The organism is Massilia sp. METH4, assembly GCF_037094685.1.
GTDB lineage: Bacteria > Pseudomonadota > Gammaproteobacteria > Burkholderiales > Burkholderiaceae_D > Rugamonas.
The window spans coordinates 1,468,208-1,491,927 of record NZ_CP146614.1 but is presented as its reverse complement, the minus strand read 5'-3'; the positions used below and the strand labels follow the sequence as shown (position 1 = coordinate 1,491,927).

Annotated in this window: 23 protein-coding genes; 18 read left to right on the top strand and 5 right to left on the bottom strand. The window is 64.7% G+C overall.

All coding sequences use genetic code 11. From position 1 onward, the window contains the following. Positions 1-361 precede the first annotated feature (361 nt). Positions 362-856 carry a single-stranded DNA-binding protein gene (gene ssb, locus V6Z91_RS06625; RefSeq protein WP_338768261.1) on the top strand — a complete coding sequence of 165 codons (495 nt, stop codon included), beginning with the start codon at positions 362-364 and terminating at the stop codon, positions 854-856. A gap of 383 nt (positions 857-1,239) precedes the next feature. After that, a complete protein-coding gene (locus V6Z91_RS06620) occupies positions 1,240-1,683 on the top strand; it encodes a hypothetical protein (protein WP_338768258.1) in 444 nt (147 codons plus the stop codon). Between the two features lie 134 nt (positions 1,684-1,817). Here the strand turns inward: V6Z91_RS06620 and V6Z91_RS06615 are convergent, their stop codons facing one another. After that, positions 1,818-4,325, bottom strand: coding sequence for a tetratricopeptide repeat protein (locus V6Z91_RS06615; protein ID WP_338768255.1), 2,508 nt, complete (start codon positions 4,323-4,325; stop codon positions 1,818-1,820). A 162-nt stretch (positions 4,326-4,487) separates the two neighbouring features. Between V6Z91_RS06615 and nudC the strand changes: the two genes are divergently transcribed. Together nudC and folE are read left to right on the top strand one after the other, a co-directional pair. Further along, positions 4,488-5,327, top strand: coding sequence for an NAD(+) diphosphatase (gene nudC, locus V6Z91_RS06610; RefSeq protein ID WP_338768252.1), 840 nt, complete (start codon positions 4,488-4,490; stop codon positions 5,325-5,327). 56 nt (positions 5,328-5,383) lie between these two features. Next, a complete protein-coding gene (gene folE, locus V6Z91_RS06605; RefSeq protein ID WP_338768249.1) occupies positions 5,384-5,947 on the top strand; it encodes a GTP cyclohydrolase I FolE in 564 nt (187 codons plus the stop codon). A gap of 54 nt (positions 5,948-6,001) precedes the next feature. Here folE and V6Z91_RS06600 read toward each other — a convergent pair whose 3' ends face one another. Then, positions 6,002-6,400 (bottom strand): hypothetical protein, encoded by a 399-nt coding sequence (locus tag V6Z91_RS06600; protein WP_338768247.1) that lies wholly within the window; start codon positions 6,398-6,400, stop codon positions 6,002-6,004. Positions 6,401-6,522: 122 nt separating this feature from the next. Between V6Z91_RS06600 and V6Z91_RS06595 the strand changes: the two genes are divergently transcribed. The 4 genes from V6Z91_RS06595 to V6Z91_RS06580 are packed head-to-tail and all read left to right on the top strand — an operon-like array spanning position 6,523 to position 12,687. Then, entirely contained in the window at positions 6,523-9,999 is a 3,477-nt protein-coding gene (locus V6Z91_RS06595) for a response regulator (protein WP_338768245.1), read from the top strand. 20 nt (positions 10,000-10,019) lie between these two features. Further along, positions 10,020-10,856 carry a protein-glutamate O-methyltransferase CheR gene (locus V6Z91_RS06590; protein ID WP_338768242.1) on the top strand — a complete coding sequence of 279 codons (837 nt, stop codon included), beginning with the start codon at positions 10,020-10,022 and terminating at the stop codon, positions 10,854-10,856. Further along, complete coding sequence (locus tag V6Z91_RS06585) at positions 10,856-11,464, top strand: chemotaxis protein CheB (RefSeq protein WP_338768240.1); 609 nt, start codon at positions 10,856-10,858, stop codon at positions 11,462-11,464. Before V6Z91_RS06590 ends, V6Z91_RS06585 begins: the two co-directional genes overlap by 1 nt. 35 nt (positions 11,465-11,499) lie before the next feature. Next, on the top strand, positions 11,500-12,687 hold the full coding sequence (locus V6Z91_RS06580) for a hybrid sensor histidine kinase/response regulator (RefSeq protein ID WP_338771754.1): 1,188 nt from the start codon (positions 11,500-11,502) through the stop codon (positions 12,685-12,687). 55 nt (positions 12,688-12,742) lie between these two features. On the opposite strand, the gene V6Z91_RS06575 is transcribed toward V6Z91_RS06580, so the two are convergent. Next, the gene (locus V6Z91_RS06575; protein ID WP_338768238.1) at positions 12,743-14,311 is read right to left on the bottom strand and encodes a methyl-accepting chemotaxis protein; all 1,569 of its coding nucleotides are present in this window, start codon (positions 14,309-14,311) and stop codon (positions 12,743-12,745) included. A gap of 227 nt (positions 14,312-14,538) precedes the next feature. Between V6Z91_RS06575 and V6Z91_RS06570 the strand changes: the two genes are divergently transcribed. Beyond that, positions 14,539-14,994: a DUF2244 domain-containing protein gene (locus V6Z91_RS06570; protein WP_338768236.1), complete on the top strand. Its 456-nt coding sequence runs from the start codon at positions 14,539-14,541 to the stop codon at positions 14,992-14,994. A 196-nt stretch (positions 14,995-15,190) separates the two neighbouring features. On the opposite strand, the gene V6Z91_RS06565 is transcribed toward V6Z91_RS06570, so the two are convergent. After that, entirely contained in the window at positions 15,191-15,802 is a 612-nt protein-coding gene (locus V6Z91_RS06565) for an OmpW family outer membrane protein (protein ID WP_338768234.1), read from the bottom strand. A 159-nt stretch (positions 15,803-15,961) separates the two neighbouring features. Between V6Z91_RS06565 and V6Z91_RS06560 the strand changes: the two genes are divergently transcribed. From V6Z91_RS06560 to V6Z91_RS06520, 9 genes are all read left to right on the top strand, one after another. Continuing rightward, positions 15,962-16,462, top strand: a complete 501-nt coding sequence (locus V6Z91_RS06560; RefSeq protein ID WP_338768231.1) for a (2Fe-2S)-binding protein — start codon at positions 15,962-15,964, stop codon at positions 16,460-16,462. Then, complete coding sequence (locus V6Z91_RS06555) at positions 16,459-18,621, top strand: molybdopterin cofactor-binding domain-containing protein (RefSeq protein ID WP_338768228.1); 2,163 nt, start codon at positions 16,459-16,461, stop codon at positions 18,619-18,621. The genes V6Z91_RS06560 and V6Z91_RS06555 overlap by 4 nt, the downstream gene beginning before the upstream one ends. Positions 18,622-18,840: 219 nt before the next feature. Continuing rightward, entirely contained in the window at positions 18,841-19,227 is a 387-nt protein-coding gene (gene soxX, locus V6Z91_RS06550) for a sulfur oxidation c-type cytochrome SoxX (protein WP_338768225.1), read from the top strand. Next, the gene (locus tag V6Z91_RS06545; RefSeq protein WP_338768222.1) at positions 19,224-19,676 is read left to right on the top strand and encodes a SoxY-related AACIE arm protein; all 453 of its coding nucleotides are present in this window, start codon (positions 19,224-19,226) and stop codon (positions 19,674-19,676) included. The genes soxX and V6Z91_RS06545 overlap by 4 nt, the downstream gene beginning before the upstream one ends. Further along, positions 19,676-19,999 (top strand): thiosulfate oxidation carrier complex protein SoxZ, encoded by a 324-nt coding sequence (gene soxZ / locus V6Z91_RS06540; protein WP_338768220.1) that lies wholly within the window; start codon positions 19,676-19,678, stop codon positions 19,997-19,999. Before V6Z91_RS06545 ends, soxZ begins: the two co-directional genes overlap by 1 nt. Further along, positions 19,996-20,742 carry a sulfur oxidation c-type cytochrome SoxA gene (gene soxA / locus V6Z91_RS06535; protein ID WP_338768218.1) on the top strand — a complete coding sequence of 249 codons (747 nt, stop codon included), beginning with the start codon at positions 19,996-19,998 and terminating at the stop codon, positions 20,740-20,742. The genes soxZ and soxA overlap by 4 nt, the downstream gene beginning before the upstream one ends. Then, positions 20,739-21,047: a cytochrome c gene (locus V6Z91_RS06530; protein WP_338768216.1), complete on the top strand. Its 309-nt coding sequence runs from the start codon at positions 20,739-20,741 to the stop codon at positions 21,045-21,047. Before soxA ends, V6Z91_RS06530 begins: the two co-directional genes overlap by 4 nt. After that, complete coding sequence (locus V6Z91_RS06525; RefSeq protein ID WP_338768213.1) at positions 21,044-22,300, top strand: FAD/NAD(P)-binding oxidoreductase; 1,257 nt, start codon at positions 21,044-21,046, stop codon at positions 22,298-22,300. Before V6Z91_RS06530 ends, V6Z91_RS06525 begins: the two co-directional genes overlap by 4 nt. A gap of 190 nt (positions 22,301-22,490) precedes the next feature. Then, positions 22,491-23,003, top strand: coding sequence for a YgjV family protein (locus V6Z91_RS06520; protein ID WP_338768210.1), 513 nt, complete (start codon positions 22,491-22,493; stop codon positions 23,001-23,003). Positions 23,004-23,016: 13 nt separating this feature from the next. Here V6Z91_RS06520 and V6Z91_RS06515 read toward each other — a convergent pair whose 3' ends face one another. Continuing rightward, on the bottom strand, positions 23,017-23,553 hold the full coding sequence (locus tag V6Z91_RS06515; protein WP_338768208.1) for a hypothetical protein: 537 nt from the start codon (positions 23,551-23,553) through the stop codon (positions 23,017-23,019). Positions 23,554-23,720 lie beyond the last annotated feature (167 nt).

Below are 23,720 nucleotides of genomic sequence, written 5' to 3'. Positions count from 1 at the left end.
AAACGACAGGACGGCCCACCTGGAACGATCATCCGCTTGAAGACTTGACAATGCAGCGCGGCGTCCGGAGACCAACCAGTCCACTATGCAGGCGTTCGATTCGATTTCAAGCCCTGTTTCAAGTCCTGATGGCTGAATTGGGCCCGACTCGGGCCAATCCGGGCCGAATTGATGCGAATCACACGCTGGCAAGCCATGGCTGGCAAATACTGTATATAATACCAGTATTCACATTCCGCTGCGCGACGCACGCGGAAAAGCTCCCAGCCTTGCAGCAAAAAATTCATCTGTCCCGTGGTATGTTGTCCACAGGCCCTGTCTTATAATGATCGTTTGGTAAATATTCACGCAGGAGTACTACATGGCATCTGTCAATAAAGTCATCATCGTCGGCAACCTGGGCCGCGATCCGGAGATCCGCTACATGCCGAGCGGCGATGCCATCGCCAACATTGCTGTCGCCACGTCCTTCCGCAGCAAGGACCGCAACACGGGCGAACAGAAGGAAACCACCGAGTGGCACCGCATCTCCTTCTTCGGCCGCCTGGCGGAAATCGTCGGCCAGTACCTGAAGAAGGGCTCCTCGGTCTACGTCGAAGGCCGCCTGCAGACCCGCAAGTACACCGACAAGGACGGCATCGAGAAGTACGCCACCGACATCATCGCGCAGGAAATGCAGATGCTGGGCGGCCGCCAGGGCATGGGCGGCGATGCGATGGGTGGCGACGACATGGGCGGCTACGACGCGCCGCCGAGCCGTCCCGCTCCGCGCCCGCAGGCTGCCGCACCGGCACCGCGCCCGGCACCGAAGCCGGCACCGAACTTCTCGGATATGGATGACGATATTCCATTCTGAGTGCGCCTCTGGTGCACCAGGCACCGGGCAGGCAGGGATTCCCATCCGTGCCGAAGCAAACGAACGGAAGAGCTGGAAAGCTCTTCCGTTTTTTTTCACCCGCGCTCGGCATCGCAGGTGCTGTGTACCGGGAAAGCTGCAATGCCTAAGAGCGCCTGACAAAACCCCCATGGCTGCGGTGCAGCGTCTCGCCGTACAGGTGTACTGTCTTCGACGCCGCGCCTTGCCCTGCGGTTTTCGTTAGGCGCTCTAAAGCATTTGGATCTGTTGCCGTTAAGCACTGAAACAGGGCTTGGTGGAGCCGAGCAGCAGCGTAAGTACCAAGTGGTAATGACGCTGCCCGCTTCGTATCAGCCAGGCATTTGCAGGCCCCGGAGAATCCAATGACTTATCACACCAGTTTGAGTACCGCGCAGGACATGGTTTGGTCGAGCTCGCAGGTTGGCCGCTTCATCGCGACTGCGGCAGTGGCGGCCTTGTCCAAGACGCAGGCTGCGGCCCTCGGCACGCAGGCGGCCGCTACGCTGCCGGCCAAGGCGATGAAGTCCGGCATGGCGGCCGAGCCGGCCGCGTTGACCACCGCGCAAGTGCCCGGTCTGGGCGGCGGCCTGATCGGCGCGCTGTCAGCTGACAGGATCGTCATCATGAATTCCGCCCAGGTGAGCGTATTGGCGATGGCGCAGTTGGGCGCCCTTAGCGCGGTCGACATTGCCGCGATCGAAAGCAAAGGTCACGCAGGGCGCAAGACGGAAGCCGTCGGCGCAACGTGCTCCACGCCGCTTGCACCACTGACCATCGAGCAGGTCGCCGCCTTCGCAGGCGCATAGGCCCCAAAGGCGGCCCGCCAGGCAAGCGCTTTAGAACGCCTAACAAAACACCCAGGGCAAGGCGCGGCGTCGAAGACAGTACGCCTGTACGGCGAGACGCTGCAACGTGGCCATGGGGTGGGTGTTAGGCGTTCTTAGACCGCCACTGCCCGCACCAGATACTGATAAGCCAGCGCATCCTGCTCGGCCAGCGCCGGATCGCCCCCGGTGGCAACGGCCAGCTGCCGAATCGCTTCCAGCACGGCCGGCGGCGGCTGGTGCGCATTCACCGCCGTCATTTCCGCGATCTCGAAGCCGCATTCGCGCAGCAGCGCGGCCAGCGAAGTGCGGGTGAACAGGTGCAGGCTGCGGCGGTCCGGCACGCCGGCAGGCTGGTACAACAGGTTCCCCGTGGCCAGCTGCGATTGCACGAGCCAGTTCTGGCCATTGTTCACGCAAGCCACGATATCGACGGCACCCAGTGCCTCGTGCCGCACGCGTTGCAGGAAAGCCCATGGGTCGCGCAGGCGTTCCAGCGTTTCCGGGAACAGCCAGCATTGCGCCGGGGCCGCCTGGCTCCACATGGCCTGGTCCATCTCTTCCGCTTCCACGTCGATGATCCCGGTCGAGAATGCCGCGTCGTCGTCCGGCCGATCGGTGATCGTGGTGAAATGCGAGTTCGGCGCACGTGCCCGCCATGCCTGGGCCAGCGTGGCGCCGCCCACCTCGACGACGCTGTGCATGCCGGGCCGCATCAAGTTCAGCATGCCATTCTGCTGCACGCTCAGCTGGCCTGGCGACGGTTCCGGCACCGCGTGGGCGCGGATCGGATCGGGCTCGTCCGACAGCGGCGCGCCGGCCGGGCGTTTTACCACGGAGGCCAGCAAGTCTTCGTAGTCGCGCACGAAGCGTGGCGTGTCGAACAGCGGGCTGGTGTCGCGGTTGACGGCCAGGCGCGAACGCAGCTCCGCCATCCGTGCCCGGTCGGTGGCCAGCGCCACCGCCATTTCCTCGTATTCCGCCAGCGAATGCGTGACCAGTTCCGGCAGGCCCACCGCATGCAGCAGGCTGCCGGCCATGCGCGAGCAGAAGGTCTGGCCGGCCCAGGTGAGCACGGGCAGGCCGGCCCACAAGGCATCGCTGGCGGTGGTGCCGCCGTTGAACGGGTTGGTGTCCAGGAACAGGTCGGCCAGGCGGAAGCGGGCCAGGTAGTCGGCCGGTGGCACGCGCGCCGCAAACAGCAGGCGCGCGCCATCAATGCCGCGTGCCTCGGCTTCGCGCACCAGGTTGCCCCGCGTGGCATCGACATCGGCCACGATCCACAGCACGCTGTCCGGCACGCGACGCAGGATGCGCATCCACGCGTCGAACACTTCCGGCGTGAACTTGAAGTTGGTGTTGAACGCGCAGAAGACGAAGCGGTCCTCCGGCAGGCCGTGCGCGCCGCGGTCCGACGTGTCGCCGATGGCGCGCTGGCGGTCGTTGATCTGGAACGTATGCGGCATGCGCAGCGGCTTCTCGGTGAAGTGCGCTTCCAGTTCGGGCGGCAGCACGAAGGCGTCCGCCACCACGTAGTCGATGCCCGGAATCGCCGTGGGACCGGGAAAGCCCAGCCACGTCAGCTGTACGGGCGCCGGCCGGCGGCACAGGATTCCAGGGCGCGCGCCCATCGTGAGGCCGTGCAGGTCGACCAGGATGTCGATCTCGTGCGAGCGGATACAGCGGGCCGCTTCCTCGTCCCTCATGCGGTCGATGCGGATATAGTGGTCCATTGCTCCCACTACCCGGGCTCGAAGCGATGAATTGTCTTCGCGGCTCCACGAGAACGCATAGACTTCCACGCGCGAGCGGTCGTGCAGCTCGTACAATTCGGCGGTGAGGATCGCCACGGCGTGCGAGCACAGGTCGGAAGACAGGTAGCCGATGCGCATGCGCTTGTGCGGGTAGCCGTTCGGGTCGGCCAGGTGCGGCACGTCGCTGTCGACCTTCTCGTCGACGAAACGGCGCGAGGCGGCCAGCTGCACGGCCGGGTCGGCCGACGCGGCCAGCATCGCCAGCGCCGACGTATGGCGCCACTGCGCTTCGGCCGTGACGCCAGCGAAAGGCTGGTACACGGGCCAGCGGCACAGCTTCTGGCGCAGGTGCACCCAATGCATGATGACACGCGGCTGCTCCGGATCCAGTTCGAGGCTGCGGGCAAGGAAGTCTTCCGCCTCCGGCAGGCACTTGCCGATTTCCAGCAGGCGGCCCAGGTTGTTCAGGGCCTGCACGTGCAGCCTGGGCTGGGCGGTGAGGTCGGGCACGTCCGTCAGGATCGCGCGCCACGTCGCCAGCGCATCGTCCGTGCGGCCCAGGAGCTCGTACAGCGTGCCCAGGTTCAGGCGCGCCTCGATGAAGCGGGGATTCTCGGAAATGGCCTTGATGTAGCCGCGCTCGGCGCTCGCATCGTCGCCCACGCCGCTGTACGCGATGGCCAGGTTGAACCACACGGCATAAGCCAGCGGGGAGCGGGCATGTTCCAGCCACGTTTCGTAAAGCCGGATCGCCGCATGCGGCGCCCCTTCGTCGATCAGCCGCTGCGCTCCCTCAAACAATTCCGCAAGCGGCAGCACGCCGCGTTCGGCCTGGCGAAGCAATGCATCGGGGATCTCGGGTACGTTCATCGGTGGAAGGTCTCTCGAGTCGGCAGTAAATGAAGGGTAATCATACTCTGGAGAAGATGGCGCCAGCGCGCGATTCTTTAGCCTTATGGCAACTGTGACGTCCCGCCAACACGTGCGGCGCGAACTGGGTAAGATGAGGTACCCGAAGCAAACGATACCGCCATGCTCCAGACGCCATCCGCCTTCACGCCCCTCATCGACCCGCCGGCCGACCCGCGGGATCCGCTGACTTTCCTCTTCCACCGCGGCAAGCTGTTGCTGCGCGGGTCCGATTTCGACCAGCCCGAGCTGGCGCTGCCTTCCAGCGGGGATCTGCTCGGCATACCACCCGAACGGTTGCACCCGGTCGGCATCTGGCAGGGACGTTACTGCCAGGCCGCGTGGGTGGACGACGATGCGCTGCCCGGCGGGGACTATGCATGGCACAACATGCGTAGCCTGTTCGGCATCGTCGACGACGGCTTCCTCGGCCTTGCCGGCCGGGCGGGCCAGATCGCCGAATGGGCACGCACGCATCGCCATTGCGGCGTATGCGCGGCGCCCATGCACCGGGCCACCGGCGAGCGCGCCTACAAGTGCGCCGCGTGCGGCTTCACCGCGTATCCGCAGATCTGCCCGGCGATGATGGTGCTGATCCGCAAGGAAGAAAAGGTGCTGCTGGCCCTGCACACCAACACGCCGGTGCGGCGCTATACGGCGCTGGCCGGCTTCCTGGAGGCGGGTGAATCGATCGAGGAGGCGGTGCACCGCGAGGTGTACGAGGAAGTGGGGCTGCGCGTGCACAAGCTCGAATACTTCAAGAGCCAGTCCTGGCCCTTCCCGAATTCGCTGATGATCGCGTTCACGGCCGAGTACCTGTCCGGCGAGATCCGGGTCGACCCGACCGAGATCGAGGATGCCCGCTGGTTCGGGCCGGATGACGAGTGGCCGGAAATTCCGCATAGCGTATCGATCGCCAGCGCCCTGCTGGCGGCCAACCGCCCAGGACGCCCTGCCCGGTGAAAGGTGACTATTTTCTGTATACTGGCGGATACCCTTTCATTTGAGCAGCATTCATCATGTCTAAAGAATCATTTTCCGATCACGACTGGCGCCGTTTCCTGGCCTCGTTGGGCGAGGACCCGGACCGTCCGGGACTGGCGGAAACCCCGCACCGCGTGGCCAAGGCCTGGAAGCACTGGACGTCCGGCTATGACCAGGACCCCGTCGAACTGCTGAAGGCGTTCGAAGACGGCGCGGAGGAATACAACGAGCTGATCGTGGTGCGCAATATCCCCGTGTACAGCCATTGCGAGCACCACCTGGCGCCGTTCTTCGGCAAGGCCACCGTCGGCTACCTGCCGAACGGCAAGATCGTCGGGCTGTCGAAGTTGACCCGCTTGGTCGACTGCTTCGCCAAGCGCCTGCAGGTGCAGGAACGCATGACGGTGCAGATCGCCAATACGCTGATGGAAGTGCTGGAGCCGAAGGCCGTCGGCGTGGTGGTGAAATGCCGCCACATGTGCATGGAAAGCCGCGGCATCCGCACGCCGGGCGAGGAAACGATCACGTCCGCCATGCTGGGCGAATTGCAGCCGAACCTGGCGCTGCGCACCGAGTTCCTGGCGCTGGCCCGGGACTGATCCAGCAGAAATGTTGCTCTGAAAATGGGGTCTGTCCCCATTTTTGGAGCAACTTTATTGGTCCCCCGCCTCGATAAACGTAATCTGATCGATCTCCGCCCGGAAATCGCCCACCTTCGTGCCCGTGGCCGGCCCATCCTCGTCCACCAGCGAGCACGTTTGCGTATCCACGTGCCACACCTGCTGGCCGGCGCGCAGCGCCCAGCGGTTGTCGCCTTCGCTGAACAATTCCACGGTGGTGTCCTCCAGCGGCAGTTCGGCCAGGTCGATGCGCCGCTGGCAGTCCGGCAGGCGCGTGGCCATCAGCACGAAGCGGCCTTGCTCGCTCCAGAAATAATCCTGCTGGCGCCGCACGGTGAGCGTGTGCTCCTGGCTGCTGTCCGCATAGAATGTGGCGGAATCGTTGTAGCAGCCCGCCAGCAACAGCGGAGTCAGCAAGAATAATTTGCGCATCGGAAAAGGTCCTGTCGGGTGGGGCGTCCGGCCGATTATAGCGATGCGCGCACGATTGCCCAACCGCGTAGGTTCGTTGCAGTTAGGATAAACTTTGTGTTTTTCCTGTCCAGTTCGCGCCCATGCCTCACTCTCGCATCGACGACCAGAGTTTCCGCCGTATCCTGTTCCGTAACATCACGCTGCCGCTGGCTGCGGGTGTCGTCAGCGCCGCCGTTTTCATTGCCGTGTTTGCCTATCTGCTCAATGCCCTGACCGCCGTCGAGCACTCCGAGCGGGTGATCGGCAACGCCCAGGAATTGCGCAAGCTGGCGGTGGACATGGAAACGGGCATGCGCGGCTACCTGCTGACGGGCGAGGAATCGTTCCTGGCGCCGTACAAGCTGGCGCGCCCGAAGATCGATACGGCATTGAACACGCTGACCGAACTGGTCGCGGACAATCCGACACAGATCGACCGGCTGCGCAATATCCGCGCCCAGCAGGCGCAGTGGGAGCGCGCGGCGCAGGAAATCATGACCCTGCGCAGGACGGGCGGCGACTACCTGTCCACGGTGCGGGCGCAACGGGGCAAGGTCGAATTCGATGAACTGCGTTCGCTGTTCCAGTCCTTCATCGCCACCGAGGAACGGTTGCGGATGGACCGCAATGCCGATGCCAGGAGCATCACGTATTTCACCGTGGTGGGCTTCCTCACCATCAGTCTCCTGCTTAGCGGCGGGCTGGCGTGGTTCGGCCGCAAGGAGCTGATGCGCCTGTCGGATGCGTATAACGCGGCGCTGAAGGAGCAGTCCGTGCATGCCGAGCGCGTGCAGCGGCAATCGTGGATGCGCGCCGGGCAGAGCCAGATGGCGGAGCAGGGCATCGGCCAGATGTCGACGCCGGCCCTGTCGACGGCGCTGCTGCACTTCCTGGCGCGCTACCTCGACGTCGTCGTGGGTGCCATGTACGTGCGCGAGCCCGACGGGCTGCTGCGCCGCACCGCCGCCTTCGGTTTCTCGGGCGAGGACGAAGAGCGCGGCCGCCTGCTGGCGCCCGATGAAGGCGTGGTGGGCCAGGCCGCGCAGATGCGCCGCCTGATCCACCTGGAAAACCTGCCGCCCGATTACCTGAAGCTGACCTCGGCGCTGGGCAGCGCCTCGCCCACGCAGGTGCTGGTGTTGCCCGTGACGAGCGACGGCCGCGTGAATGGCGTGATCGAGCTGGGCTTTCTGCACCCGGTGGGCGAGAAGGAAACGGAATTCTTGAACCTGGTGGCCGACAATATCGGCACCGCCATCGAAGCCACGCTCGCACGCCAGCGCATGCAGGAACTGCTGGTCGAAACGCAGCAGCTGAACGAGGAATTGCAGGTGCAGCAGGAAGAGCTGCGCACCGCCAACGAGGAACTGGAAGAACAGTCGCGCGTGCTGGAGGAATCGCAGGCCAGTCTGGAAAACCAGAAGGCGGAACTGGAGCAGACCAACGAGCAGCTGGCCGAGCAGGCCATCGTGCTGGACCAGAAGAACACGGCGCTGAACGACGTCCAGCAGCAGCTGGAGGAGCGGGCGCGCGACCTGGAGCGCGCCAGCCAGTACAAGTCGCAATTCCTGGCGAATATGTCGCACGAGTTGCGCACGCCGCTGAACAGCTCCCTGATCCTGGCCAAGCTGCTGGCGGACAATGCCCAGGGCAACCTGAACGAGGAACAGGTGCGCTTCGCGCAGACGATCTACTCGGCCGGCAACGACCTGCTGAACCTGATCAACGACATTCTCGACATCTCGAAGGTCGAGGCGGGCAAGCTGGAATTGAATCCGGAAGAGCTGCGCCTGCAGCAGGTGATGGAAGGCTTGCGCCGCACCTTCGAACCGCTGGCGAAGCAAAAAGGGCTGGAGTTTTCGCTGGTGATGTCGCCGGGCTTGCCGGACACGGTGTACACGGATTGCCAGCGCCTGGAGCAGATCCTGAAGAACCTGCTGTCCAATGCGCTCAAGTTCACCGACGAGGGCTCTGTCACGCTGCGCGTGGAACCGGGCCAGAACGGCCAGCTATGCTTCGCCGTTACCGATACGGGCATCGGTATCCGCGCCGACCAGCACGCGGCGATCTTCGGCGCGTTCCAGCAGGCCGACGGCACCACCAGCCGCAAGTACGGCGGTACCGGCCTGGGCCTTTCGATCTCGCGCGACCTGGCTACCCTGCTGGGCGGCACGATCACGCTGCACAGCACCGTGGGCCAGGGCAGCACGTTCACCCTGACCCTGCCGGTGCAGTGGTCGGCACCGCCGAACCGCGTCGAATCCTCGCTGTCGCCCGCGCCGGCGCCCGTGGCGGTACCGGTCACGCCGCCCGCCGCCCCCGCAGCCGCCGCGCCGGCACCCGCAACGGTGCAGCGCCCCTTCGATGACGACCGCGAACGGCCCGCGCCGCCCGAGCGCACCGTGCTGGTGATCGAGGACGAACCGGCGTTCGCCCGCATCCTCTACGACCTGGCCCACGAGATGGATTACCGCTGCCTCGTGGCCTTCGCTGCGGACGAAGGCTTGCAGATGGCCGAGCAATACCAGCCCACCGCGATCCTGCTGGATATCCGCCTGCCCGACCGTTCCGGCCTCTCGGTGCTGCAACTCTTGAAGGACAATCCGCGCACCCGCCACATCCCGGTGCACGTGGTGTCGGCCTCCGATGCCGGCGAGGCTGCATTGCACATGGGCGCCGTCGGCTTTGCCATGAAGCCGACCACGCGCGAGGAATTGCTGGAGGTGTTCGAACGGCTGGAGCAGAAGTTCACCCAGAAGATCAAGCGCATCCTGCTGGTGGAAGACGACGCGCGCCAGCGCGACAGCGTGGTGCAGCTGATTTCCGACGAGGATATCGAGATCGAGGCCGTCGCTTCCGGCGAGGAAGCGCTGGCGCTCCTGCGCAGCACGATCTTCGATTGCATGATCATCGACCTGAAACTGCCGGACATGCAGGGCAATGAACTGCTGCAGCGCATGTCGCATGAAGAGATCGCGTCGTTCCCGCCGGTGATCGTGTACACCGGCCGCAACCTCACCCGCGCCGAGGAGGCGGACCTGCACAAGTACTCGCGCTCGATCATCATCAAGGGCGCCCGCTCCCCGGAACGCCTGCTCGACGAGGTGACGCTGTTCCTGCACAAGGTGGAGTCCGAATTGTCTTCCGAGCGCCAGACGATGTTGAAGACGGTGCGTTCGCGCGACCGCGTGTTCGAAGGCCGCCGCATCCTGCTGGTCGACGACGACGTGCGCAACATCTTCGCGCTCACTTCGGCGCTTGAGCAGAAGGGCGCGATCGTGGAAATCGGCCGCAATGGCTTCGAGGCGTTGGAAAAACTGGAGAAAGTGTCCGATATCGACCTGGTGCTGATGGATGTGATGATGCCGGGCATGGACGGCCTGGAAGCGACACGCCGCATCCGCGCCGACGGCCGCTGGAGCCGGCTGCCGATCATCGCCATCACGGCCAAGGCCATGAAGGATGACCAGGAGCAGTGCATCGCCGCCGGCGCCAACGATTACCTGGCCAAGCCGATCGACCTGTCGCGCCTGTACTCGCTGCTGCGGGTCTGGATGCCGGCCTTGGACCGCATCTGACGCACTTGAGGAAACCGCCCATGATGCAACCGATCCGCCCCCAGCACAGCGACACCGATATCGAGCTGAAGATGCTGATGGAGGCGATCTACCTGAAGTACAGCTACGACTTCCGCGATTACACCGGCGCCTCGCAGAAGCGGCGCGTGGTGCACGCGATTCGCGAGATGGGCTGCGAGACGATCTCGCAACTGCAATCGCGCGTGCTGCACGAACCGGCGGCGTTTTCCGAGCTGCTGCAATACCTCACGATTCCCGTCACGGAGATGTTCCGCGACCCCACCTACTTCGCCGCGCTGCGCGAGCACGTGATGCCGGTGCTTTCCACCTACCCGTCGCTGAAGATCTGGGTGGCCGGTTGCAGCACCGGCGAGGAGGTGTATTCGCTGGCGATCCTGCTGAAAGAGGAGGGGCTGCTGGAACGCAGTATCATCTACGCCACCGACATCAACCCGCAATCGCTGGAAAAGGCGAAGAAAGGTGTGTTCCCACTGGAGAACATGCGCGCCTACACGGAAAACTACCAGGCCGCCGGCGGCAAGCGCGCCTTTTCAGACTACTACACGGCAGCCTACAATGCCGCGCTGTTCGACCGCTCGCTGGCGGAAAACGTCACGTTCGCGGACCACAGCCTGGCCACCGACTCGGTGTTCGCGGAAACGCAATTGATCAGCTGCCGCAACGTGATGATTTATTTCAAGAAGAAGCTGCAGGAGCGCGCGCTGGGACTGTTCCACGAGTCGCTGTGCCACCGCGGCTTCCTGGGCCTGGGCAGCAAGGAGAGCATCGACTTTTCCGCCTATGGCCCCTTGTTCGAACCGGTCGTGAAACGCGAGCGGCTGTTCAGGAAATTGTGATGGACGACGCCCTCCTCGCGCAAGCCCTGGCGGGACGCCGCTTCGCGGCGATCGTCATCGGCGCTTCGGCCGGTGGCGTGAATGCGCTGATCGATATCCTGCCCGGCCTGCCGCGCGAATTCCCGTACCCGGTGGTGACGGTGCTGCACGTGATGCGCGGGCGCCAGAACCAGCTGGTGGACGTGTTCGGCCAGCGCCTCGCGCTGCGCGTGGAAGAGGCGGCGGACAAGGCGGCGCCGCGGCCAGGCACGCTGTACTTCGCGCCGGCCGACTATCACCTGTCGATCGAGAGGGATGGCGTGTTTTCGCTGTCGCTGGAACCGCCGGTGCACTTCGCCCGGCCGGCGATCGATATCACGATGGAATCCGCGGCGGACGTGTACGGCCCGGAACTGATGGGTATTCTGCTCACCGGCGCCAACCACGATGGCGCTGCCGGCCTGGCCGCCGTGGGCGCGGCCGGCGGGCTGACGGTGGTGCAGGACCCGGCTGAGGCGCAAGTAAGCGTGATGCCGAACGAAGCGATCCGGCTGCGCGCGCCGGACCTGGTGCTGCCGCTGCGGGACATCCGCAGGCTGCTGCAACTGTCGATGGAGAACTTGAAATGAACAATGTGCCCAACAAGGAGTGCAGCATGGGGTTGATGAGCGGTCCGGCGGGCAATGTGACGAAGCTGTTGATCGTCGACGATCTTCCGGAAAACCTGCGCGCGCTGAACGCCATCATTCGCGACGACAACCGCGCCGTGTACCAGGCTGCCTCCGGCGAGGAAGCGCTGGCGCTGCTGCTCGAGCACGATTTCGCCCTGGCGATCCTGGACGTGCAGATGCCCGGCATGGACGGCTTCGAGCTGGCCGAACTGATGCGCGGCACGGACAAGACGCGGCATATCCCGATCGTGTTCGTGAGCGCCGCCGGCAAGGAACTCAACTACGCATTCAAGGGCTACGAGACGGGCGCCGTCGACTTCCTCTACAAGCCGCTCGATCCGGACGCGGTGCGCAGCAAGGTGAACGTGTTCGTCGACCTGCATTGCCAGCGCATGGAGATCCGCCGCCGCGTCGAGGAACAGCATGCCACGATGAACGAGCTGCGCGCCGCGCAGGAAGAGCTGCGCTATGCGTTGCGCATGCGCGACGAGTTCATGTCGATGGTGGCGCACGAGCTGCGCACGCCGCTCAACACGCTGTTCCTGGGCACGCAGATGCGCAAGATGCAGCTCGAGCGCGACAATATGGAAGCGTTCAACAAGGCCGCGCTGGGAAAGATGGTGGAAGGCGATGGCCGCCAGATCCAGGCGATGATACGGCTGATCGACGATATGCTCGACGTGTCGCGCATCCGCAGCGGCGTGCTGTCGATCCGCCCAGGCGCCACCGAGCTGCAGGCGATGCTGCGCCGCCTGACGGGCGACCTGGCGCGCCAGGCGCAGGATGCCGGCACGACGTTCGAACTGGAAGCGCCAGAGCCGGTGAGCGGCTGGTGGGACGAGTTCCGCATCGAGCAGGTGATCGTCAACCTGCTGACCAACGGCTTGCGCTACGGCGGCGGCAAGCCGGTGCGCATCCGCCTCACGGCGGACGAGAAAGAGGCGCGCGTGGACGTGATCGACCAGGGCCCCGGCATCGACGAAGCGATGCAGGCGCGTATCTTCCTGCCCTATGAACGGGTGGCCGGCAACGGCGTGCCCTCCGGCCTGGGCCTGGGGCTGTACATCTCGCGCCAGCTGGCCGAGGCGCACCGCGGCTCGCTGACCGTGGCGAGCCGGCCGGGCGAGGGTTCCGTGTTCACGCTGGCGCTGCCGCGCGAGGGAATGCCGGCGGTGGCCTGATCCGCACGGTCGGACCCGATGGCGCAGCCGCGATCCGTGCAGTGCCGGGATCGGCTTAAGACGCCAGCAGCGCGCGGCTGGACGATTCGCCGGTCCTGAAGAACGCCACAACTTCTTCCAGCCGTGCCGCCTGTTCCTGCATGCTTTGGGAAGCGGCCGCCGCTTCTTCCACCAGCGCCGCGTTCTGCTGCGTCACCTCGTCCATCTGCGTGATGGCCTGGTTGACCTGGTCGATGCCGGCGCTCTGTTCCTGGCTGGCGTGGGCGATGCCGCCCATGATTTCCGTGACGCGGCCAATGCTCTCCACGATGTCCCCCATCGTGCGGCCCGCTTCGGCGACCAGCCGCGACCCTGCGTCGACGGTGGCGGTCGAGGCGCCGATCAATTCCTTGATCTCGCGCGCCGCTGCGGCCGAGCGCTGCGCCAGGGTCCTGACTTCACTGGCGACCACGGCGAAGCCGCGCCCCTGTTCACCCGCTCGTGCCGCTTCCACCGCCGCATTCAGTGCAAGGATATTGGTCTGGAAGGCGATGCTGTCGATGACGCCGGTGATGTCCCCGATCTTGCGCGAGGACGCGTCGATCGTTCCCATGGTGCTGACCACCTGCGACACGATCTCGCCGCCTCGCGTGGCCACCTGCGATGCATTGCGCGCCAGTTCGTTGGCCTGGTTCGCACTGTCGGCATTCTGGCGCACGGTGGCGGTCAGTTCTTCCATTGTGGATGCGGTTTCTTCCAGCGAGCCGGCCTGCTGTTCGGTGCGCGCCGACAGGTCGAGGTTGCCGGCGGCGATTTCGCGCGACGCGGTGGCGATGGCGCCGGTGCCGCTTCGGACCTGGCCCACCACGCCCAGCAACGCGTCGTTCATGTCTTTCAGCGCCTTCAGCAGGCGGCCCATTTCGTCGCGGCGATCGGTCGAGATGGTGGAGGACAGGTCGCCCGCCGCCACCGTTTCGGCCACGTGCACCGCTTGGGCGAGCGGCCGCGTGATCGAGCGCGTGACCAGCATGGCGATGACGGCGCCGGCCACGGCGGCAAGCAGGCCGAGCCCGATCATCAGCCAGCGGCCATTGCGGAAAGTGGACGTGGCGTCCTCGCTGGCTTCGTTTGCCAGCTCCGCCTCGTGGGCGATGAGCTCGTCGAGCGCGGCCAGCATGCCGTTCACGCCGGGGCCGCTGGTGCCGAGCAGGTATTCGGTGGCGTCCTGGATTTCGCCATCCTTGCGGAGGGCGATGAGCTTGTCGTTCTTGGCCCGGCCGTCAGCAAGTGCGCGGTCCACCTTGGCCAGCAGTGCCTTCTCCTGTTCGGTGTCCAGCATGCCTTCGAGCTTTTGGCGAGCATCGTCGTACAGCTTGCGATAGTTCGCCACCTTCTGCAGTTCCGCATTCATCTGCTGCGTGCTGGGCGTAACGATCGTCGTGGTCAGCGCCAGCGCGATATTGCGCACGTTGTCGACCATGATGTTGGCCGTGGCCAGCTTCACGTTCTTGTCGTGCACGATATCGTCGGCGCGCTCGCCGATGCGCGTCATGGACGTCAGTCCCAGCACCAGCACGGCCAGCAGCAGGGCCAGCACGGCGCCGAATCCCAGCCCGAGGCGGGCTCCAATGTTCAGGTTGGACATGATCTCTCCCCATCGATGGATAGTCCTGCCTGCTCGGACAGCAGGCTTGCGAACATTGTTCACCGAAAGCGCGAATTTGTTGCGGAGCGAGGTGCGTTTTGGAAGGGGCTTGTCTCATGGCAACAACGTTGGCTTGACCGGGCGGCAACTGCCTGTCGATACTGCAACCGTGCGCGGGCGCGCGCCCGGCCGGGCGTACATTACTTGCTCTACCGGAGGAAAATACGGTGAAACGTGATTGGCATGGGGAACGCCGCGAATGGCTGTTGCGGCGCAATTGCTCGCTGACGCCGCGGCAAACCATGTTCACCTGGACCGCGCTCCTTGCTATCTCGCTTGCCGTCGGCATGTTCTTCACGCTGCAAGGCGCGTGGTACGTGCTGGTTTTTTCAGTGCTGGAAATGGCCGCCGTGACGGCGGCCTTCATCGCCTACAGCCGTCATGCCACCGACTTCGACCGTATCGTCTACGAGCAAGGCGTACTGTCCGTGGAAAAGGTGCGCGCCGGCCAGGCCCAGCTGACGCAACTCGATCCCTACTGGCTGCGCATCGTGCCGCCCGAGCGGCGGCGCGACCCGATCCGCCTCGTGGCGCGCGGTGTCACCGTCGACATCGGTACCTGGCTGCCCGACGACGAGCGGCGCGCGCTGGCGCGCCAGCTGCGCGAAGCGCTCGCGCAGTAAGCGCCGCCTGCGGCGTCGGTGTCAGACACTATTCTCGGGCTTGGTGTCTGACATTATTTCCCGGGGCCTCATCCGGGAAATAGTGCCAGACACCGGTTTCCCTTCCGATCACCACGAAAAAAAACCTGCCGCCGGCGAACCGGGGGCAGGCAAAAGGCTTGGAGTTACTCCAGGTTAAAACGCTGTATTCGCCTCCTCAGAAGCGGTAACCGACGCCGACCCCGAACAGCACCGGGTCGACCTTGACCTTGCTGGCCTTCACGCCACCGATCAGCACGTCACTGCGGATCTGCACCTTCTTCACATCCACGTTCAGCGACCAGTTGCGGTCGAGCTTGAAGTCGATGCCCGCCTGCGCGGCCAGGCCGAAGCTGTCGTGTTCCAGGCTGGCCTGGCCACCCAGCAGCCGGTTCTTCGAGAACGTCGTCCAGTTCACGCCCAGGCCCACGTAGGGGCTCACGGTCTTGGCCGGCGTGAAGTGGTACTGCGCCATCAGCGTGGGCGGCAAGTGCTTGAAGGTGCCGATGCTTTGCCCGTCGAGGTAGACCTCGTGTTTCTGCGGCCAGGTGAGCACGAGCTCGGCGGCGAAGTTCGGCGTGAAGAAATACGAAATATCGATCTCGGGGATCGTCTTGTTCTCGACGCTGATGCGGTCGGCTGCGCCGACGCCGGCGACCGGATCGGACTTGTCGGCCGGGTCGATGTGCACGGCGCGGGCGCGCACTTGCCAGTTCGATTCCTGGGCAAAAGCCTGGCAGGCGAACATGCCGGCGGTGATGGCGATGATGGCGACGACTGCTTTTTTCATGATGCTTCCTTTTCTCTATTCACTGTGTCAGCGGCGCCAGTGTAGGGAGGCTCATCTGTAAAAACTTTGATACAAGTCAAAATTGCCCAAACGAATACAGATAGGAGAAAAACAAGTAAGATATTTGCGCTACGCACCCACCTCTTCTGGAGAACAGGCATGAAGCTGAACGTGAATGGACAGGTCCGCGAATTCGAAGCGGAGGAAGATACCCCGCTGCTCTGGGTGCTGCGAGAGCAGCTGGGCCTGACCGGCACCAAATACGGTTGCGGCATCGCCCAGTGCGGTGCCTGCACGGTGCACATCGATGGCGAGGCCATGCGCAGCTGCGTGCGGCCCGTCTCGACCGTGACGGAGCAGATGAAGATCGTGACGATCGAAGGCCTGTCGCCGGATGGCTCCCACCCCGTGCAGAAAGCCTGGGCGGCGCTCGACGTACCGCAATGCGGCTTCTGCCAGAGCGGCATGATCATGGCCGCCACCGCGCTGCTGAAGGAAAAACCGAAGCCCACCGATGCCGACATCGACATGGCCATGAAGAACATCTGCCGCTGCGGCACCTACAACCGCGTGCGCAAGGCGATCCACGTGGTGGCGCGCGGCGGCGATCCGAAGAGCGCCGGCCTGGCCATCGAACACCGCGAAGGGAGCAAGGCATGAGCGCCGTGCTGAATCCCGCGCGCCGCCGCTTCCTCGGCCAGTCGGCCGGCCTGGTGGTCGCCTTCCACATTCCGTTCGCGGCGCAGGCGCAAGCCACGCCTTCCCCCGAAGTCAACGCCTGGGTGGTCGTCAAGCCCGATGACACGATCATCATCCGCATCGCGCGCTCCGAGATGGGGCAGGGCACCCTGACGGGCCTGGCGCAGCTGGTGGCCGAAGAGCTGGACGCCGACTGGAGCAAGGTCACCACCGAATACCCGACGCCGGGCGCGAACCTGGCCCGCAAGCGCGTCTGGGGCAGCTTCTCGACGGGCGGCAGCAATGGCGTGCGCGGTTCGCACGAGTACGTGCGCAAGGGCGGCGCCGCCGCGCGGATGATGCTGGTGCAGGCGGCAGCAACGCAGTGGGGCGTGCCGGCCACGGAATGCCGCGCCGCCAACAGCGTGATCACGCACGTGCCCACCGGCCGCACCGTTACGTACGGCAAGGTGGCCGATGCCGCCGGCAAGCTGGAAGCGCCGCAGGACATCGTGGTGAAAGACCCGAAGGACTGGAAGATCGCCGGCAAGCGCCTGGCGCGGCTGGACACCGTCGACAAGACCACCGGCAAGCAGATCTACGGCATGGACCTGACGATGCCCGGCATGCTGAACGCGGCGATCAAGGATTGTCCCGTCTTCGGCGGCAAGGTAAAGAGTTTCAACGCCGAGGCGATCAAGGACAAGCCCGGCGTGAAGAAGGTGCTGCAGGTGGGCGACTCCGCGGTGGCCGTGGTGGCCGATACGTGGTGGCGCGCCAAGAGCGCCCTCGATGCACTGCCGATCGAATGGGATAAGGGCCCGAACGCGAACCTCTCCAGCAAGGATGTGGCGGCAACGCTGAAGGCCGGGCTGGACGCGCCGGAAGCGGCGGTCGGCAATGCGAACGGCGACGTGAAGGCAGCGCTGGCCGCTGCCGCGCGCCGCATCGATGCCGTCTATTCCTATCCGCACCAGAACCACGCGACGATGGAAACGATGAACGCCACCGCGCGCTGGACGTCGGAGCGCTGCGAGGTCTGGTCGCCCACGCAGAACGGCGAAGCAGCACTCGCCGCCGCGTCGGAAGCGGCCGGCCTGCCGCAGGAGCGTTGCGATGTGTACAAGATCCACCTGGGCGGGGGCTTCGGACGGCGTGGCGCGGTGCACGACTGGGTGCGCCAGGTGGTGCAGATCGCGAAAGAGATGCCGGGCACGCCCGTCAAGCTGATCTGGACCCGCGAGGAAGACATGCTGCACGGCCGCTACCACCCGGTCACGCAGTGCAAGCTGACGGCCGGCCTGGACAAGCAGGGCAACCTCACGGCGCTGCACATGCGCATCTCCGGGCAGTCGATCGTGGCCGCGCTCTTCCCGGGCAATATCAAGAACGGCAAGGACGGCGCGGTGTTCCAGGGCCTGAACGCACCGGGCACGGATGCGTCGATCGGGTACACGGTGCCGAACCTGCTGGTGGACCACGCCATGCGCAATCCACCGGTGCCGCCGGGTTTCTGGCGCGGCGTGAACCTGAACCAGAATGCCATCTACCTGGAATGCTTCATCGACGAGATCGCGCATGCGACGAAGCAGGACCCGCTGGCCTTGCGCCGCAAGCTGATGAAGGACAGCCCGAAGCACCTGGCCGTGCTGAACGCCGTGGCCGAGCGCGTGGGCTGGCAGAAGAAGCCGAAGAAGGGCATCTACCGCGGCCTGGCGCAAACGATGGGCTTCGGCAGCTACGTGGCCGCCTGCGCGGAAATCTCGGTGGACAAGGAAGGCAAGCTGAAGATCCACCGCATCGTGGCGGCCACCGACCCTGGCCACGCCGTGAACCCGCAGCAGATCGAGGCGCAGGTGGAAGGCTCGTTCGTGTACGGCCTGTCGGCCGCGCTGTACGGCGAGTGCACGGTGAAGGATGGCCAGATCGAGCAATCGAACTTCGACACTTACCAGGTGATGAAGATGGACGAGATGCCGGCCGTGGAGACGATCATCATCCCGTCCGGCGGCTTCTGGGGCGGCGTGGGCGAACCGACGATCGCCGTGGCCGCGCCGGCCGTGCTGAACGCGATCTTTGCCGCCACGGGCAAGCGCATCCGCGACCTGCCGCTGAAGAACCACAGTCTCAAGAAAGCCTGAGTAGCCATGGCCGGCCGCAAGGGGACTGACCCCGTCACCCTGTGGCTGTGCCGTTTGCCCGCGGCTTTCGCAAGGGGTCTGTCCCCGGTTGTGTTGGCCCTGGCGTCCCATCGCAAGTGGCCCGGCCCGGTTGCATGCAAGGGGACCGACCCCGCCACCGTTGGAGCCTTACCATGGCTGCTGGCGTTTGCCAGGGGTCTGTCCCCGGTAGTGTTGGCCGTGGCGTCCCACGCCCACGCCAATGACGGCATCCCCGCCCCCCTCCCCGGCACCACCGCCGGCGACCCCCAGCGCGGCCGCGCCATCGTGGCCGACCGCCACGTCGGCCTCTGCCTGCTGTGCCACACCGCCCCGATCCCTGAGGGACGCTTCCAGGGCGACCTGGCGCCCAGCCTGGCCGGTGCGGGGTCGCGCTGGACGGTGCCACAGCTGCGCCTGCGCATCGCCGATTCGAGCCGCCTGAACCCGGCCACGATCATGCCCTCGTACTACCGCACCGATGGGTTGACGCGCGTGGCTCAGGGCTATGCGGGCAAGACGATCCTGAGCGCCCAGCAGATCGAGGATGTAGTAGCGTACCTTTCCACGCTGAAGGACACGCCATGAACACGCCGAACCGCCATCGCCGTCAATTGCTTGCCGCCGGCACGCTGCTGGCGCTGGTGCGCCCGGCCGGCGCCACGCCACAGCAGATGGCTGCCGCGATCGCGACCTATACCGGCAACAAGCTGCCGCAAACGGGCCGCGTGAAGTTCGACATTGCCCAGCTGATCGACAACGGCAACGCGGTGCCGGTGACGGTCCGTGTCGAGAGCCCGCTGACGGCGCAGGACCACGTCACCAGCATCGCCATCTTCAACGAGCGCAATCCGGAAACCGATGTCGTGCGCTTTACGCTGGGGCCACGTGCGGGCAAGGCCGAGGTCTCGACACGTATCCGGCTAGCCACATCGCAAAAGCTGGTGGCGGTAGCGAAAATGAGCGACGGCAGCTGCTGGCAGCAGGCGGTGGACGTGATCGTCACTCTGGCCGCCTGCATCGAAGGAGAAGTGTGATGGCGCGGGCACTCATCCACATGCCGAAGGAAGCGAAGGGCGGCGAGGTGATCGAAATCCGTGCCTTGATCGCGCACCCGATGGAATCGGGCTACCGGCCCGGCGCGGACGGCAAGCCGCTGCCGCAGGACATCATCCGTCACTTCGTCTGCAAGTACGACGGCGAGCAGGTATTCGCCGCCGAGCTGCACCCGGCCATATCCGCCAACCCGTACATCGCCTTCTTCACCGTGGCCGTCAAGACCGGCGAGCTGGAATTCACCTGGACTGGCGACAACGGTTTTACGCAGACCGAGCGCATGGCGCTCACCGTTACGCCATGAGGTGGACGGCCGCGATGCTTGGCCTCGTGGCGCTGGCGGCCATGGCGCAGGATGTCCGCAAGTCCGGCGCGGAATTCATGGGCGAGTCCACCCGCGCGATGCAGCGCGACGATACGCAAAATCCAGGGATGCTATGGGTCGCGAACGGGGAGGCTGCCTGGAACGCGAAAGGTGAAAAGAGCTGCGCAGCGTGCCACGGCGACGCGAAGTCCAGCATGCGCGGCGTGGCGGCACGCTTTCCCGCATTCGACAAGGCGGCCGGGCGCGTGATCACGCTGGGCCAGCGTATCGAGCAGTGCCGCGTGGGGAGGCAGGGAGCGGCTCCGGCAAAGCCCGAGTCGGATGAATTGCTGGCGCTGCAATCGTATATCGCCCTGCAATCGCGTGGCCAGCCCGTCGCGCCACCGCGCGATGCTGGCACGCGCGCATCGGCTGAGCGGGGTAGGGTGCTGTTCAACCAACGCATCGGCCAGTTGAACATGTCGTGCGCCCAGTGCCACGACGACAACTGGGGCCGCAAGCTGGCTGGCGCGACGATCCCGCAAGGCCACGCGAACGCCTACCCGATCTACCGGCTCGAGTGGCAGGGCATGGGCAGCCTGCAGCGCCGGCTGCGCAATTGCATGACGGGCGTGCGCGCGGCCGTGCCCGCACCCAACGCGCAAGACCTCGTCGACCTGGAGGCGTGGCTGGCCTTGCGGGCCGAAGGCATGAAGATGGAATCTCCGGGAGTGCGTCCATGAAGATAACGATGTTGGTCCTGGCGGTGCTGGCCTGGACGCCGGCGTTCTCCGCCGAGCCAGTGAGCGCCGGCGAACGGCTGGCCGCCACCTGCACCGCCTGTCATGGCGCGCACGGCAATACGGCAGGTTCGGCCTTGCCGCCGCTGGCCGGGCAATCCAGGGAAACCCTGCTGGCCAGCCTGAAGGCGTTCAAGGACGGCAGCCGCCCCGCCACGATCATGACGCAGCTCGCCAAGGGGTACACCGACGAACAGCTGGAACAGATCGCCGCCTGGTTCGCGGCCCAGAAGGGGGAACGGCCATGAAGCGCCGCGATCTGTTGCAGGCGGCCGGCGCGGCCGTGATGCTGGCCGGCTGCGCCACGGTGGCGCCGCGCGCAAGACCGCACGTGGTCGTCATCGGCGGCGGTTATGGTGGCGCTGCCGCCGCGCGTTACGTGCGCAGGTGGAGCGGCGGGGAAGTGGACGTCACATTGGTGGAACCGAATCCGGCCTTCGTCTCATGCCCGCTGTCGAACCTGGTGCTGGGCGGTTCCCGCAAGATCGGCGACCTCACGCGTAATTACGACGCGCTGGCTTCCCGCCACGGTATCCGTATCGTGCGCGACAGCGCTACGAGCATCGACATCGACAAGCGCATGGTGGCCCTGGCGCGCGGTGACCGGCTCCCGTATGACCGCCTGATCGTCTCGCCCGGCATCGAATTCCTGTTCGACGAATTGCCGGGCATGACGGCCGCTGGGCCGATCCTGCATGCGTGGAAGGCCGGCGCGCAGACAGTCGCCTTGCGCGCGCAGCTCGAAGCGATGCCCGATGGCGGCGTGTATGCGCTGACGGTGCCGCCGGCGCCGTACCGCTGCCCGCCAGGCCCTTATGAGCGCGCATGCCAGGTGGCGCATTACTTCAGACGTTTCAAGCCCCGCTCGAAGGTGCTGCTACTCGATGCGAATGAGGACGTGGTGTCGAAAGGCCCGCTGTTCAAGAAGATCTGGAAGGAGCCCTATAGCGGCATCATCGAATACCGTCCGGGCTTTCGCACGGTGGAAATCGATGCGGCTGGCCGCACCGCTGTCTCCGAGCTCGGCGAGAAGGTGAGGGCGGACGTGCTGAACGTGATACCGCAGCATCGCGCCGGCGCGATCGCATCGGGCGCCGGCCTGGCGACAGTCAACGCGCGCTGGTGCGAGGTCGACTTCATCACGTTCGAATCGCAGCGCGCGCCGAACGTGCACGTGATCGGCGACGCGATCCAGACCGCGCCGCTGATGCCCAAGTCCGCCCACATGGCCAACCAGCACGCGAAGGTCTGCGCGGCGGCCGTGGTCGACCTGCTCGCCGGCCGCGCGCCGAATCCTTCGCCCGTGTTGACCAACACCTGCTACAGCTTCATCTCCGACCAGGATGTGATCCACGTCGCCTCGGTGCATGCCTATGACGCGGCGAAGAAGACGCTGCTCGTGGTGCCGGGCTCCGGCGGCCTGTCGAAGGACGCGAGCGCACTAGAAGGGGCGTATGCGTTGAATTGGGCAAGCACGATCTGGGATGACACGCTGGGGTGAACCGGTGACAGGCTCCGATTCCCAGGAAATATTTCCGATAAACCGGTGACAGGCACCGGACCCGAAGAAACATTTCCAGAAAGCCGGTGACAGGCACCGGGTGTGAAGAAATATTTCCAGAACGCGGGTGCCTGTCACCGTTTTCGGAGCGTTCGCTATAATCGCCGGCCCGCCCATTACCGCAGTTTTCATGTCTATCGACTGGTTTTCGCCCGCGCAATGCGTCGGCTACATTGCGTTCGTGCTCGGCGTCGGCTCCTTCCTCCAGACCGACGACCGCCGTTTCAAACTGTTCATGGCCGGCGAGTGCCTGGCCTATGTGGTGCACTTCGCGCTGCTCGGCAACCATACGGCCGTGGCGAGTTCCACCATGTCCTTGCTGCGATCGCTGCTGGCGCTTCGCACCCGTTCGGTGTGGGTCGCGCTCGCGGTAGTGGCGATCAATATCTGCCTGGGCCTCTACCTGGTGAAACAGCCCAGCGACTGGCTGCCGCTGGGGGCATCGTGCCTGGGCACGTTGGCGCTGTTCCTGTTGCAGGGCATTCCGATGCGCCTTGTCATGCTGGTAGGGACGATCTTCTGGATCGCCAACAACGTGATCTCGGGTTCCATCGGTGGCACGGCGCTGGAAGTGGTGATCGCCGTGGTCAACATCGTCACCATCACGCGGATGGCGAGAAAGAGGACAGCGGCGACAGTTTAATGCGCGTATATTCTTAAAACTTTTTGGCCTCCGCTTTTTTCTTAGCTGCCGATTCAGCTTCGCTTTTCGCATTGAACTGCTGAACCAGGTCATTGCGGAGGTAACGTACTTCCATCTCGAAGCTCAGATGCGGGGCCGAGACCTCGATATTCGCGTCGGCAGGCTTAAATAATGCGTATTGGTCGCCAACGAACGGGCGGTGCTTCGACACGACTCTATATTTCTTGTTCAAGATGTCATAGATCGAGGCGAAGCGATCCTTGTTCATTGTCATGATCACTCCAGCCAGCTTTTTCTGACTGTCAAAAATATAAAGCACGCCGTTCAGGCCATCTATTCCATACGCGGCGCCATCGGTCGCATACATTTCGCCACCGCTGTATTTATTTACTCCTTGCTCCTGCACCTTTGCGCTTCTCGCAAGTACTTGTTTTAGCTGCTCAACCGTGGTAACGCCGAGCTCGGCATCGAGTACTTGTGTTCCAGCCATGGCTGAGCTGAGGGACAGTACGCCAGCGATCGCAGCTGCATATTTGTTCGCGAGGTTCATGAAATTCTCCGGTTTAAATCGATTTTCGCACTCAGTCAGTGTGAAGAGCTTAAGGCTCAGGACCAGTGCGCGTTCGGAGAACGGTATGAGCCAAATCAATTGTCCCGCCGATTGTGAGAGTAGATCTGGGCTCATCTATTACTTAACCTGCACGATTGTCACGATGG